We start from the raw sequence: 13,779 nt of genomic DNA on the forward strand, positions 1-13,779 counted from the left end.
TCCATGAGCTCGGCGACCAGGACGACCACCAGGGCGATCCGGGCGGCCCGGGTCATCTTCGGCGACCGGTCCAGTACGTGGTGAGCCGGGGGCTCGGCGGTGTGCTGCGGCTCGTTGCCGAGCGCGGGGGAAGGCACTGTGGGGCTCCTGATTCAAGGAGTCGGGGAGCCCTGCCGTCAGCCGCGCTGGGGTTGGAGAACACGAAACCCGAGGCAGTCGGCAGAGCTGCACCCGGAAAATGACAGGGAAACGCGGGGGTGGGTGACGCAACTCAGGCCAGCGCGACGTCCGCCCCCGGACACGTTCGAAGCCTCAGAACGTGGGGAGCTGCGGACGGCTACTTGGCCTGGGAGATAAGTCGTCACCTCGAAACACAGCGCCGGGCCCCGGAACGGGCACAGGCGGAAGTCAAACAGGGTAAAGGCCCCTCCGGCGTCCGTGCAACGCGATAACTCACCCACACCCCGACGCACCACCCCGCCCGGGCCCACACGGCCCGCCTCCCACTCCATTCCTGTGCGTTCGAGCTCTTGTCGCTTTCTCACAACCTCTTGCTTCATGAGGTCGTCGGTGCGGGTGCTGTGTCAGATGGTGCCCTACCACTTCACGTAACGAGGTTCGCGGTCACGGAGCAGCACGGGCTTCAGACGGCCGTGGAAGAGGAGCGTGCGGCCCTGGTCCCGGCGGCTGCGGCGGCTGAGGAGACGCGGGTGGCGACCTCCGCGAAGAAGCGGGCTTGCTCGGTTTCGGAGCCGTCGGCCAGTCGTCGCCAGTAGGACGAGGCGATCAGCGGGGCGAGGGTGACGTCTTCGGGATAGACCGCGGCGAACAACCGCAAGGTGCTGTAGTCGACGTAGTCCTGCTTCTCGCGATCGAAGGGGATTATGAGGTGGAGGCGACGTTCTTCATGCGCGGTGAAGGCAGGACCGGTCAGCAACACCGGTCCTGCCTTCACCGCGCTGTGCATTCGGCGGAGCGCGGGACAGGCGGCCATCGGTCTTCGCGTGGCGCTGCATACTGGCCCAGCCTGGTAGAAGAACGCTTCGCCTCGGGGGCGTCCGCGGCGAACTTGTAGGCGGTGCGGTAGCGATCGACGTTCCGCTGGTAGTCGGCCCCGTCGACCTAGCCGTGGCCGTCGGTGTCCGCGACGTCGAACGGGCGGTCCAGGTTGCCGTCGCCGATCCGGTGAAGGATGCGCTCGGGCCGGGTGTCGGTGGTCGCGCACAGGTGGTCCCGGAGCTGGGCGTGGCGGAACTGGTAGACCGTGCCGACCTGGCGCAGGACCCTTCGCTCGCAGGCGTCCTGCAGGAACGCGTCCAGGTCCCTCGGCAACCATCCTGTCAAGGGCAGCCAGATTCGAGCCAGGATTACCCAACGCCCCCAGGCGGTCATGGTGCCGGCCCCGAGCGCGATCACGGATCCGGCCACCAGTCCGGCGCCGAGTCCGGTCAGGGCACTGTTCGCGAGCCCGAACGTGATCCCGTACCCGGACCCGATCACGAGCCCGATAGTGAGTATCTGCTTGAGTACGGTGGCGCGGTTCGTGTTCAACAGGTCGGACGGAAGGGCGAGTTCCTCTCTTTTCTCTCTCGGGATGACAGTCTCGAACCCGGCCCCGAGCGCGGCGATGAGCCCCATCACGAACCCCAGGCCGGTCCCCGCCGCGAGCAGCACCACCGAATTCAGCGCGATCACGGGCCCGGGATAACCCAGGAGGGCCGTAAAGGCCGCACTTCCGAGCGCCCACAGGAGTCCGAATAGGAGACCGCCGGCGAGCCCGCCCGTGACTCTGGGGCGGAAGCTCTCCCGCAGTCTTGTCTTCGTCCCGTTCTTCGTCCAGCCCCGAAGCCTGATCTCCATGAGCGACGGTTCGAACTTCGGGCCGCCGACCTTCATCTTCGTGACGAACCCATGCATGAGAGCGAAGGTCAGACCCATCGCGAGCCCGTTCGCCGGGCCGGTGAGACTTGCCGCCATGAGCCCGTACGCGGGCCCGTGCAAGAGCCCGGCCTCGGAGCCGTAAACGAGCCCGGCCACGAGTCCGGAGGCGATTCCGACCGTGACCCCGACCCGCAGCATGAGCCACCGCAGCTTCACGGTGGTCCCCAGCCGCCACCATTCGATGTCGGGCGTTTTGAGTTCCGTCAGATGTGCGGCGAGGTAACCGAGCCAGTGCTGGGCGCGTTCGGGGTCCCAGCGCCGGGGTTCTCCTGCTGCGGGCTCGGTGCTGAGAAAGCGCTTGTAGGCGGTGGGGATGAAGATGGCCAAGAGGTGATTTTCAAGGGCTTCTTGGGTGTCGAGCTCCTCGGCTGTCAGCAGCTCCGATGGGTTGCGCTTGGATTCGTAGACGAACCGGGCAAGTGTGACCATCAAGGGGGTGGTCAGCACGGCGGCGAGATTGGCGGCGGCCTGTGTGCGGTCACGGCGGCGCAACTCACTCAGGACGTAAGCCCACCCGTCCTCGGGGGCGACGTCCCTACCGTCGGGGGGAGTTGTGCCGGTGGCCTTCTGCAGGTACTTGACGGAGTCGTCCAGCGTGAGGTCGATCAGTTCGATAGCGGTGGCGGAGGGCACCACGTTGGCTTCTTTCCTGACGGCCTCGATTTCGGCGCGGCGACTGGTCGCAAGCAGTGGCATGGCGCAGCTGTTGAGCGCTATCAGCGCGTCTTTGCGCAGGCCGATGGCGATCTCGTCGAACCCGTCCAGGATCGGTAGCACGTAGTCGGCATCCACCAGCGTGGCGGCCCACGTCTTATTACCGGTGGGGCCAGCCTCGGCGAGAAAGGACTGATCCCGCTCCAACCGGGTGATCAACCAGTTTCGCAGCGAGGTAGTTTGAGGATTCCATGACCCGAGACTGAAGATCACCGGCACTGGCGCTTCACGGACGCGACGACGCGCTTTCAGGCGGGTCAGTGCGAAATGCAGGGCCAGGGCGCTCTTCCCTGAGCCTCCCCGCCCCAGCACCAACAGCCAGGGCGACTCCGCCTGTTCGTGGACGCCTGCCGTGATCTCGTCCAGTGAACCGGCCAGGTCCAGCGGGGGAGCATCCGTTGCCCCAGCCGGGGCGTTGCGGATGTCTTCCCCACGGCCGAGCACTTTCCCAGGCACTGGTTGCCAGCGCACAGGCAGCGAGTCCCGATCCCGTAGTCTCAGTTGTGCCTTCTCATTCCGCAGGCGCGCGTGGACCTCATTCGCGAGCAGATCGGCCATGTTGGCCAGCGCGTCATCAACGGAGCCGCGCTCGTCGCGCACTGCATGCACGAGTTGCTCGACCAACTCGGCCAGCGCGTGCTCGGTGGGGGCTCCTTTGGCGAATTGCACGATGACATTGCGGTCTCCGAAACTGACAATGCCCGAGACCTCTCCGAACGTGACCTGCCGTTCGCCGCCCGCCTGGTCGGGAGTATGTGCGACGGGCCCCGACTCCTGCGGATCCGGCGCGACGCTCACCGGTACTGGATGTTCGTCGCGCCATCGCCGACGGAGATGATCCCGGTATTGTCCGTGACGGAGACGCTGCGCGCCCCCGTGGCCTGTGCGGCCGGGCGCTCGGGCAGCATCGCCGACAACTCGCCGGCGAACTGCGGGTCGTCCCTCAGTGCCCTTTTGAGCTGCCCGCGCAGTGCGGCCCGTACGTCCGGGTCCTCACCCCTCCCCGCCAGGTCGGTGACGCTGGCCTCAACCGACGCGGCGTCGGTGCCACGGTGCAGGATCCGGGCGAGCAGCCGCTGTCCCGGCCGCACTGTCGCTCCGGCCGCCTCGTCCTCGGCCCTGGTCAGCACGCCGACGCCGTACGCACCCACCGCCGCTTCAACCGCAGGCATGACCTGTCCAAGTAAAGTGTCGATCTCAGTCAACAGAGGTACCTCCCTCTTCACGCGGATAGTCGGTTTCCGTGGCCGTCCTCGCCCCGGCAGGCAGGTGCCTGTGCCTGCCCGCCGCCCTGCTTGAGCCTCCGTTACACAGGCGGTGGTCGCTCACTACACCTGTCGAACGTATTCGGTGCTGGGCTTCTCGTCGGTCACGACATCGACTCTTCACCCTGGAGCAAGCCCGCGAGTTGGCTGTCCAGATCGGCGCCACTGCCAGCCCGCGCACTGACGCCCTGTTGGCCAGCCTGGTGCGGAACATGACGTGCCGGCAGGAGATTCCGGCCGTCCGTAGCCTTCCGGCCCGTGCTGCCGTGCGATGTTGCCCTACCATCACACCCTCGACGCTGGGGGGCAGCGGCAATCAAGTCCTTCCGGTGGCAACTGACGTCGCCCCTCTCGGCCTTGACACCTTCGGTAGGCCGGTCAGGCTTCGGGGTGATGTACCGCTGATCTCCTCCGTCCTCACCGGTGCGGCGGTGGTTTTTCAGCCGCATGCCGAGGAGGAAGGCGGCGGCGCATGCGACGAGCGCACCCACGGCCAGCAGGATGAGATCCCCAGTGTCCTGCCCAGCGGCCGAGCTCTTACCGACGATCGTGGGTTCGGTCGACCTCGGCGTCGCACGGGTGGGGTTCGTCACCGTTGGGGTGCTGGAAGCCCTGGGGCTCGGATTGCCGGGCGTGGCCGCGCTGTCCTTTGCGGGCCCCGCGCCCTGTGACATCGTCGGTTTGGGAACGGCAGCGCCCACCGATCCGGTCGTCGGCCTCGGAGTAGTGGAGGCCGCCGATCCGGTCGAAGGGCTCGGAGTGGTGGAGGGCGCCGGGCTCGGCGTCGTGATGTCGAAGGACGCCACGACATCGCTTTGGCCGGCGTTCAGGGTGCACGGCGCATCACCCGCCAGTGTCACGGTGCCGCTCGCGTTCTTCGCGAGGAGGTGGAGGGTGAGGCCGCCGGCGGTGACCGCCCCCTTGCCCGGATGACTGAAGGTGCCCGTGGTCGCGCTGGCGGTTGCCGTGACTTTGAAGGGACCGGATGCCGGGACGCTGGTCGCGGCCATGCGGAAGGGGACCGTGACGTCGAAGTCATTCTGTGGCGCGGCCACATGGGCCCTCGCGTCCACCGTGCCCCCGAGGGTCTTCATGCCGGCGCTGGCGAGCCACTGGGTGAAACCCGCGCCCACCGTCGCCACCGCCTTGACGGTGATGGTCTTGCTGGGCGCGCCGACTGCGACCGATTTCGGGATGTCCGAGTCGATCTCTGCTGTGAATGGCTGATCGCCGATCACGAGAGACGAGCACGTATAGCCGAACGTGCGAGAAGGCGGTTGCGCGGTAGCCGTTCCGGCTCCGATACCTCCCACCAACCCGCTTGCCGCTGCCGAAGCCGTGGCGACCGCAAGGATGATCCTCATCCTTGGCCTGCCGCACCTGATGCTCATGAGTTAGCCCCCGTCCACTGTTCGGGTGTGCGATGAGAGAACGACTCTCATTTCCTGAAGCTCAGCATGCTGCTCGGATCGCGTGCCCCGTGCGGGATCTGCGGCGCCCGGACGCTTCGGTCGGCGGGGCACGTAACGCTACTTGGAAGACGCGGCTCAGGCGGCTGTGGTTGCCTGAGGAACTTGGCGCACCGCTCGGACACGCCCCAAACCACCTTACTGGTGGGCGACTTCCAGGAATCCGCTTCACAGCTGTCTGAACATCAGGAACCGTGCATCTGCGCTTGCCGATGTTCGTGCACTGTGCTGGGCTGCCAGTCGACGGCTCGGACCACTTGGCCCTGGTCCTGGCGCGGGGGAAGGTCATGTGGCGCGGACGGCGGTGGCGATCGCCCTTAGCTGTGGGCGTGTTGAGGGCGGCAGCGGCTGTTCGCTGATGGCGACGAAGATGACGAGGGAGTCGCTGCTGGAGGAGCCGCACAGCAGGGTCTGGCCCCGGCGGTTGGCGCTCTGGGGCATACGCTCCATGTTGTACTCGCGCCAGCAGATAGGGCTGGTGGAGGGCTGGCCGAACTGAAAACGGTCTAGACAACAAGCAAAGCCCCGGTCTCTGACCAGGGCCTTCGCTATGGAGCGGGTGACGGGAATCGAACTCGCACTCTGAGCTTGGGAATCAGGGGGCTTTCGAGTGCCCTATGCCTGCCTGACCAGCGAAGATGCCGCAGCTTGGGTCGGCGCACTGGGTTGCGTCTCTGACCCTTGTTGACCGCGGTTTACCGCTCCATCTGGCACGACACTGGCACGGCAGTCGGCGCGGTTCCGTAAGGAGCGATTTCACGGGGCGTAGATCGTGGTGTGCCATCGGACGCTGTTGTCGACGGTACGTGGATTGCTTGCGGGAAGGGGCGTGCGAGTCCAGCATTCGGTGGGAGGGATGGCGGTGTTCTTGTACGGGTCCGGCTACCGGTGGTGTGCGGGGAGGCGGAGGGTGAAGCGGGCACCGCCGCGTGGGCTGGTGCCGACGGCGAGCGTGCCGCCGTGGGTGTGGGCGACCCAGGAGGCGATGGACAGGCCGAGGCCGCTGGATCCAGAGGCGCTCTGGAAGCGTTCGAACAGGGAGTCGGTCAGCTCGGCCGGGATGCCTGGCCCGGCGTCGTCGACGGTCAGGGTGCCGTCGGCCGCCACGGTGAGTTCGACCTCGGCGGGTCGGCCCGGGGAGTGGCCGTGGGCGAGCGCATTGCCGAGCAGGTTGGCGATGGCCCGGCGCAGTAGGTCTGGATCGGCGTTGACGATGACCGGCTCGGCCTGGAGGGTGACGTGGTGCGCCTCGGTGGGGGTCTCGTCGGCCACGGACTCGACGAGCTGGTCGAGCCGCAGTGGCTCGCGGGCGAGTGCGCCCACGCCGGCCATGAGCCGGGCGCGGGTGAGCAGGCCGTCGATGAGGTCGCCCATCCGGCCGGCCAGGCGCACGGTGCGCTCCAGTGCCGCGGTGCGCGAGCTGTCGTCGCGCAGGGCGGTCTCGGCGAGGGTGCGCAGCGAGGCGGTGGGGGTGCGCAGGTCGTGGGCGGCGTCGGCGAGGAAGGTCTCCTGCTGGTGGAGTGCGGTCAGGGCGGGTCGGGTGGCCCGGCCGGAGAGGAGATGACCGACGACGGCGGACACCAGCACCAGCACCGCGCAGCCGGATGCCAGGAGGAGGGCCAGCTCGCGGTGGGCTGCCTGGTCTTGGGAGGTGTCGGTGGCCGTCACGACCGCGCCGGTGTAGGTGTGGCCGTCAGGCCCGGTGAAGCCTACGGCGAGGAGCCTGAGCGGGTGGCCGTCCTTGGCGCGGGTGTCCCTCCAGGCGTAGCTCTGCTGGCGTAGCGTGGCGGCGGCGAGATCGCGGAGGTCGGCGGTACGGGCCTTGGCGCACGGTTTGGGCGGGGTGTAGATGGTGGTGAGGTCCCCTGCCGCTGTGTCGAACACGGTCAGCGTCGGGCAGTTGGCGTCGATGACGTCGAGCATTTGGCCGACGGTGGCCAGGCCCTTGTCGTCTTGGCTGAGTTGGGGGATGGCTTGGCTGGCCTGCAGTTCCAGGGACGCGTCGAGCTGGCGGTGTCGGGCCACGCTGTCGCTGTGGATGGCGAAGGCGGCGAGAGCGATCAGGCCCAGCGCGCTGGTCAGGGTGAACAGCGCGGTGAGCCGCCATCGCAGCCTGCGGATGCGGGCCGCCGCGGTCAGCATCCGGCGCCGTCGGACGTCAGTCGGTAGCCCACCCCGCGGACCGTGTGGATCAGGGGCGGATCTCCGAGCTTGCGGCGAAGCTGGGACATGAGGACGTCGACGACGTTGGAGTTCGGTTCGGCCATCTCGTCCCAGCACTTCTCGATCAGTTCGGCGCGGGGCACGGCGTGATCGGCTCGGGCCGCCAGGATCTCCAGGACGGCGAACTCCTTGCGGGTCAGGATCAGCAGCACGCCGCCCCGTCGGACCTGCCGGCGGGCGGTGTCGATCTCCAGATCGGCCAGCCGGTGCACGGGCGGGCGAACCGTCCCGGCCCGGCGGCACAGGCTGCGGACCCGGGCCGTCAGCTCGGGCAGCGCGAATGGTTTGACCAGGTAGTCGTCGCCGCCGGCGGCGAATCCGGCGACGCGGTCCTCGACCTGGTCGCGGGCGGTGAGAAACAGCACCGGCACCGTCCGTCCGGTCAGGCGCAGGTCCTGCACGTAGTCGAGGGAGTCGCCGGACGGGAGCATCCGGTCGAACACTGCGCAGTCGTAGCCGGTGATGAACAGGGCCTCGTCGGCAGCGGGCAGGTCCGCGACCTCGTCGACGGCCAGGCCGTCTGCGCGCAGTGCCGCGGCCACCGCGAACCGCAGATTGTCATCGTCCTCGACCACCAGTACACGCACAAAGGCCAGGATAGCCGGGGTACGAGTTGTCCTGACCTCGTCAAATTCCTGTCCTCGCCAACGTCCGCAGTAACGCGTGTGTGACCCACGCCGTCGACGCCTACCTCGTCGACCTCAAACCCGTGGAAGCCGGGAAGGGCAGCTGACCGCGGCGCCCGCATCACCCCGCCACCTCATCCAGCACCGGCTCGGTTCGCAGGCCCGCAGGTCATGAGCGGCCTCATGAAATCCTCACCCTTCCTCGGGCACTCTTCAGCAGCGCCGGAGCGACTGACGCGAGTGAGGGCCCCAGCCTCACCCGCCAGTGGCCCGCGTCTCCGGACCGGGACGCGCCGTAACACCGCCGACGGGCTGCCATGGGCGGTCGTACGGAGTGTCACTGTCCGGCGGCACCGGTCGTACGCAAGCACGTTTCGGGCCGCACAGCGATGGCGACGACGTCGGCCCCACTGCATTGGAGCACCCATGAACCACCCCACCGCGCGTTGCGGTGCCCTTGTCCTGGCCGTACTGCTCGCGGCCTCACTCGTGGGCTGCGGTCACCGCGGCCAGCTCCTGCACAGGACTGCCTCGGCACCGCCGACCCCGGGAAAACAGGACCGGGAAACGGCTTCCGCCCTGCCCAGAGTGGCCGCGCCGAAGGCAGCGCCCTGTCGTCTGCGGTCCACGGACAAGGGGCCGACGGACCTCGCCGAGGGGCCGACGGACTTCACCACGGCCATTCGCCCCCAGGGCAAGGTCAAGGCCCTGATGATCTTCGTGGACTTTCCCGACGCACCGGCCACCGAGAACGTCCAGCAGCGGTACGACACCTATGCGCCGGCGCAGGACTGGTACCGCACCGCCTCCTACAACCGGCTGGACCTGCGGCTCGACCCAGTGCTGCGGTGGGTCCGGATGCCGAAACCCTCAACGGCGTACGGGATGAAGCGCGGCTACTCCGCCGAGACACAGGCCCGCTACATCCACGACGCGGTCGCGGCGGCCAAAGCCGCCGACCCGTCGATCGACCTCGCCGCTCACCCGATGGTCGACATCGTGGCGACCCTGAACACCAAAGCCATAGACACCGGCGCGACCGCGGCCTACGCCGGCGATCCCATCACCGTGGGCGACGCCCAAGTCCGTCACGCTGCCACCTTCTTCGGCGACGACAACGAACTCAAGTACCGGGTCGTGGCCCACGAAACAGGCCACCTGTTCGGCCTGCCCGACCTCTATGCCGAAAGCAGCGACGGCAGCGGCAACGGCAAGTACGTCGGCGAGTACGACATCATGGGCCAAGAAGTCGGCGCGCAGCCCGACTTCTTCGCCTGGCACAAACAGAAACTGGGCTGGATCGCACCGGAGCAGATCGACTGTGTCACCGCTCCCGGCACCACCGAGCACCGCATCTCCCCCGTGGAAACGGCCGACGGAACCAAGATGGCAGTGATAACCACCGGACCCAATAAGGCAGTTGCCGTCGAAGTACGCGCCAAAAAGGGCGTCGACCACGATGCCTGCCGGACCGGCCTACTCGTCTACTCGGTCGACACCACCACACCCATGGGACAAGGCCCCATCCGCATCCTCGGCCCCCGCACCCCGGGCGCCGACCCCTGCAGCGCAGCACCCACCTTGGACACAAAGCCGTCTTCGCCCCAGCAGTACAAGGACGCCGCCACCGGCACCACGATCACCGTGCGGAACGAGAACCAGGACGGCAGCTACAACGTCACCGTCACCAAAACCTGACCACACGCGGTACCTACGGGCCTCGGCGCCGGCCGGCAGGAAGAGACCCCGGCCAGCAGGCGTCAACGAGCGCGGGGGCAGTAGCCCGCCGGCCCACGGCCGGACACCCGCGCTGGCCGACCCACTCGCGGTACTTGGCCCCGCCACGACCAGCAGGGACGGGGAGCGGAGGTTGGCGGGGCTGCCGGGTGGTCCCGCCTCCCCAGGTAACCCCAGCGGAGGGGCGGGACCTGTTTCCCTCACCGCGTTGTCGTGGCGCGGCATCCTTCAGGGGAGCCGCCCGGGACGCTCCCCGCTGGACGGAGGGGCACGGAGCTAAGCCCGTCGGCTTAGGCCGGACACGTTAGCCCCTGCTCAGGGCTTGTCCGGTCGGGGGAAGTCGTGCAGGTGGGGCGGCCTGAGCTGGGTCACGGCAACCCCACCCTCGTCTGTCTCGTCGGCGTCGTACCACCACCCGTCGCCGGGTCGGCTATTGCGGCGCTGAAGCACTGCGCATGGTGGAGCCCGGAGCTGTGACAGTAAGGTCGCTGGCCGGTCATGCAATGTACGCAAACGCGGTCGACTCATCACTTCTTTGGATGATGAGGGTGTTCATCCCGATACCCGCCGTGGCCGTCAGTGGTTTCCTGGGGTTCCGCCGCGGGGCCGGGGCTCGTCCCGGCGCCGTCTCGGCGTGAGGAGGGGACTACGAGATGACGCGATCGATGGTCAGACAGCTGTGGACGCTGGCAGTCGCGGCCGCAGTGAGCGTGTGTGCCGTCATGGGGATGTCGACGCCGGCCTTCGCCGCTTCCGGCTACCTGAACCTGCACCAGTGCGTGTACTACTCCGGCTCGGCATCCGACCACTTCACGACCGTGGTGACGGGCGGCGACGGTCGGTTCGCCGCTGGGACCAACGTCTCCAACACCGCTGACGCGAGCGTGTCCTGCGGTGCGGGGGACGGTAACTACTCGCTCGTCCCGTTGCTCTCCGGCGTCAAGGCACTGAACCTGAGCAATGGGCGTTACCTGAATCTGCATCAGTGCGTGTATTACTCCGGCTCGGCGACCAACCACTTCACGACCGTGGTGACGGGCGGCGACGGTCGGTTCGCCGCTGGGACCAACGTCTCCAACACCGCCGACACGGGCGTGTCCTGCGGTGCGGGGGACGGTAACTACTCGCTCGTCCCGTTGCTCTCCGGCGTCAAGGCACTCACTGTGGCGTAGCCGGTCCCGCCTCCCGGAACGACACCGCCCCCGGTCCCTGTTCAGGGGCCGGGGGCGGCAGTCCGTCCGGTGCGCCGGTCAGGCGGCGGCTGGGGTGGCCTGGACAACGCCTGTTCGACATCAGCACGACGCTACCCGTCTGACCAGCGGGTCCAGCCCGTGCAGAGACGGCACTCCCGATCACGGCTGTCTGTATCAGTCGAGTGTCGATCACCGTCACAGGCACTCCGCACGCACGATATGTCCCTCCCCAACGTGGTGATGGACAGGCTACGACACGTATAGATGCCCGTCACCGGGCAGCGAACGGGAGTCCGAGGGGGCCGAGGATGTGGCTCAGCTCACAAGCGCATGGGCGAGTTGGGCCGTTGGGGTTGGCTGACGGCTCGCCGCTGTGCGTCGCTCCGGGAGCCGGATCTCGAAGTCGGCTCCCAAATGGCTCCCAAGAGGCCCAGGAAACGCATCAGGGGCCCGACCCGCTCTCGCGGATCAGGCCCCTGACCTGTTGTTTCTTCAGTCGGGGTGGCGGGATTTGAACCCACGACCTCTTCGTCCCGAACGAAGCGCGCTGCCAAGCTGCGCTACACCCCGAAGCAACGAACTCTACTTTAGCGGACTGATCCGCGTAGGCGAAATCCGGTTTCTGTGGAGGTGGGGAGCGGGCCTGACCTGGTCGATCGCGAGGGCGATCAAGGGGAGGAGGCAGGCGGCCGCGGCGAGGGTGAGGGTGGTGTGGAGGGGGTGGGAGGGGGATACGAGGAGGGCGGTGAGGGAGAGGTGGAGGAGGGGGTAGAGCGGCCATTGCCAGGTGTAGGGGAGGCGGAAGTCGCGGGGTGGGGTGAGGAGGAGCCAGTCGGCCAGGGCGCCCGCGGGGGCGGCTGTGGTGAGGAGGGGGTCGGCGGGGGCGGAGGTGAGGCAGGGGGTGAGGGCGGCGAGGGTGAGGAAGAGGAGTACGGCGCCGGTGAGGCGGGGGGACACGGGACGGCGGCCGGTCCAGGCGCGGTGGGCGCAGACGGTGAAGACGACGGCCGCGGCGAGGTTGGCCTGGAGGGTGAAGTCGGCGAGGAGGCGCGGCGGGTCGGGGGCGCGGAGGGCAGCGAGGACGAGGCCGGTGGCGGCGGCCGCGGCGATCAGTGCGCGGACGCTGGCGGCGAGGGGGCGGCGGACGGTGGGGGCGACGGCCGCTGCCGGGGTCCGGGCGGCGGCGCCGGCCGGACCGGTCGCGTGGCGCGTGGACTGCGAGGTCCGGGTGGGGTCGGACATTCCTCCACGTTAGGGGGCGGACCCCTTGGAGGCGGGAGGGGCGGGGCCGGGCCGGGGCGTCGGTATCCGCCATCGCGGCCGGGCCGCCCCGTGAGGGTGCGTACGGGATCCCGCGGCCGGGCCTGCCCCGCGGGGGTGCGTGTCACACGGGCCGCCCCGCCCCGTGAGGTCCGTACTCGCGGGCGGCCCCGCCGCGCGCCGGCGGAACAGTGGCATCGGGCAGGGCCCTCGTGGTGCCGGCCTCCGGGGTGCCGGGTCCCGAGCGGGGACGGGCTCAGTCCCGTGCGGTCAGTGTCAGCAGCGTCGCCTCGGGCGGGCAGGCGAAGCGGACCGGGGTGTAGCGGTTGGTGCCGCAGCCGGCGGAGACATGGAGGTAGGAGGTGCGGCCGGCGACGGTGTGGGTGGACAGGCCCTTGACGCGGTCGGTGTCGAGATCGCAGTTGGTGACGAGGGCCCCGTAGAAGGGGATGCAGAGCTGCCCGCCGTGGGTGTGGCCGGCCAGGATCAGCGGGTAGCCGTCGGCGGTGAAGGCGTCCAGGGAGCGCAGGTACGGGGCGTGGACGACGGCCAGGGAGAGGTCGGCGCCGGATTCCGGGCCGCCGGCCACCTGGGCGTAGCGGTCGCGCTTGATGTGCGGGTCGTCCAGGCCGGTCAGGGCGATCTCGAAACCGTCCAGCTTCAGCCGGCCGCGGGTGTTGGACAGGCCGACCCAGCCGGCGGCGTCGAAGGCGTCGCGGAGGTCCTCCCACGGGTTGTGCACGACGCCCACGGCGGGGGCATTGCCGTTGAGGCCGTGGCGGCCCTGGGCCCGCTCGAGCAGATAGCGGGCGGGGTTGCGCAGCTTGGGGCCGTAGTAGTCGTTGGAGCCGAAGACGTAGGCGCCGGGGAACTCCATCAGCGGGCCCAGGGCGTCCAGGGTCTCCGGGACGGCGTGAGGGTCGGAGAGATTGTCGCCGGTGTTGATGACGAAGTCGGGGCGCAGACCGGCGAGCGACCGCAGCCACCGCTGCTTTTTGCGCTGGCCGCCGACCATGTGGACGTCGGAGACCTGGAGCAGGCGCAACGGTCGCATTCCGCGGGGCAGTACGGGCACGGTGACGCGCCGGAGGCGGAAGGAGCGGACTTCGAAGCCGGCGGCGTAGGCCAGGCCGGCCGCGCCGACTGCGGTCAGGGTCAGGGGTACTCCGTATCGCGCGCGCATGTCCCCATCGTTGCAGAGGGGAGGGGAGAGGGGGGAATGGGGAAGGTCGGGGGGCGACCGGGGAAGGGGAAAGGACGGGGAGGGGAAAGGACGGGGGAGGGGATGGGCAAGGGACGGGGCGGTGGTCCGGGAGGCTGGGGGCGGGCGGGCGTCCGGGTACGGGACGTG

At 68.8% G+C, this 13,779-nt stretch carries 11 protein-coding genes and 1 tRNA gene; 2 read left to right on the plus strand and 10 right to left on the minus strand.

What is annotated here, in order from left to right; all coding sequences use genetic code 11:
• Nucleotides 1-643: 643 nt before the first annotated feature.
• The 7 genes from SNA_RS00135 to SNA_RS00170 all read right to left on the minus strand — a co-directional run bounded on the left by SNA_RS00135 (nucleotide 644) and on the right by SNA_RS00170 (nucleotide 8,199).
• Nucleotides 644-937, minus strand: coding sequence for a hypothetical protein (locus SNA_RS00135; protein ID WP_030073461.1), 294 nt, complete (start codon nucleotides 935-937; stop codon nucleotides 644-646).
• A gap of 185 nt (nucleotides 938-1,122) precedes the next feature.
• Complete coding sequence (locus SNA_RS00140) at nucleotides 1,123-3,453, minus strand: NACHT domain-containing protein (protein ID WP_051877562.1); 2,331 nt, start codon at nucleotides 3,451-3,453, stop codon at nucleotides 1,123-1,125.
• A complete protein-coding gene (locus SNA_RS00145) occupies nucleotides 3,450-3,827 on the minus strand; it encodes a hypothetical protein (RefSeq protein WP_044362557.1) in 378 nt (125 codons plus the stop codon). The genes SNA_RS00140 and SNA_RS00145 overlap by 4 nt, the downstream gene beginning before the upstream one ends.
• 197 nt (nucleotides 3,828-4,024) lie before the next feature.
• Nucleotides 4,025-5,311, minus strand: coding sequence for a DUF6801 domain-containing protein (locus SNA_RS42030; protein WP_338059790.1), 1,287 nt, complete (start codon nucleotides 5,309-5,311; stop codon nucleotides 4,025-4,027).
• 363 nt (nucleotides 5,312-5,674) lie between these two features.
• Entirely contained in the window at nucleotides 5,675-5,830 is a 156-nt protein-coding gene (locus SNA_RS42035) for a hypothetical protein (protein ID WP_157879844.1), read from the minus strand.
• 441 nt (nucleotides 5,831-6,271) lie between these two features.
• Nucleotides 6,272-7,531: a sensor histidine kinase gene (locus SNA_RS00165; RefSeq protein ID WP_044362417.1), complete on the minus strand. Its 1,260-nt coding sequence runs from the start codon at nucleotides 7,529-7,531 to the stop codon at nucleotides 6,272-6,274.
• Nucleotides 7,525-8,199 carry a response regulator transcription factor gene (locus SNA_RS00170; protein WP_030073481.1) on the minus strand — a complete coding sequence of 225 codons (675 nt, stop codon included), beginning with the start codon at nucleotides 8,197-8,199 and terminating at the stop codon, nucleotides 7,525-7,527. The genes SNA_RS00165 and SNA_RS00170 overlap by 7 nt, the downstream gene beginning before the upstream one ends.
• A 465-nt stretch (nucleotides 8,200-8,664) precedes the next feature.
• Here SNA_RS00170 and SNA_RS00175 point away from each other — a divergent pair, with 465 nt between their 5' ends.
• Both SNA_RS00175 and SNA_RS00180 read left to right on the plus strand, forming a co-directional pair.
• Nucleotides 8,665-9,936: a M6 family metalloprotease domain-containing protein gene (locus tag SNA_RS00175; protein WP_157879845.1), complete on the plus strand. Its 1,272-nt coding sequence runs from the start codon at nucleotides 8,665-8,667 to the stop codon at nucleotides 9,934-9,936.
• Between the two features lie 692 nt (nucleotides 9,937-10,628).
• Complete coding sequence (locus SNA_RS00180; protein ID WP_044362419.1) at nucleotides 10,629-11,147, plus strand: hypothetical protein; 519 nt, start codon at nucleotides 10,629-10,631, stop codon at nucleotides 11,145-11,147.
• A 517-nt stretch (nucleotides 11,148-11,664) separates the two neighbouring features.
• Here SNA_RS00180 and SNA_RS00185 read toward each other — a convergent pair.
• The 3 genes from SNA_RS00185 to SNA_RS00195 form a co-directional block, all read right to left on the minus strand.
• A tRNA-Pro gene (locus SNA_RS00185) sits at nucleotides 11,665-11,738 on the minus strand.
• A gap of 12 nt (nucleotides 11,739-11,750) precedes the next feature.
• Complete coding sequence (locus SNA_RS00190) at nucleotides 11,751-12,410, minus strand: hypothetical protein (protein ID WP_030073485.1); 660 nt, start codon at nucleotides 12,408-12,410, stop codon at nucleotides 11,751-11,753.
• 274 nt (nucleotides 12,411-12,684) lie between these two features.
• Nucleotides 12,685-13,611: a metallophosphoesterase gene (locus SNA_RS00195; protein WP_030073487.1), complete on the minus strand. Its 927-nt coding sequence runs from the start codon at nucleotides 13,609-13,611 to the stop codon at nucleotides 12,685-12,687.
• Between the last annotated feature and the right edge of the window lie 168 nt (nucleotides 13,612-13,779).

It is taken from the genome of Streptomyces natalensis ATCC 27448 (assembly GCF_000935125.1).
Classification (GTDB): Bacteria; Actinomycetota; Actinomycetes; order Streptomycetales; family Streptomycetaceae; genus Streptomyces; species Streptomyces natalensis.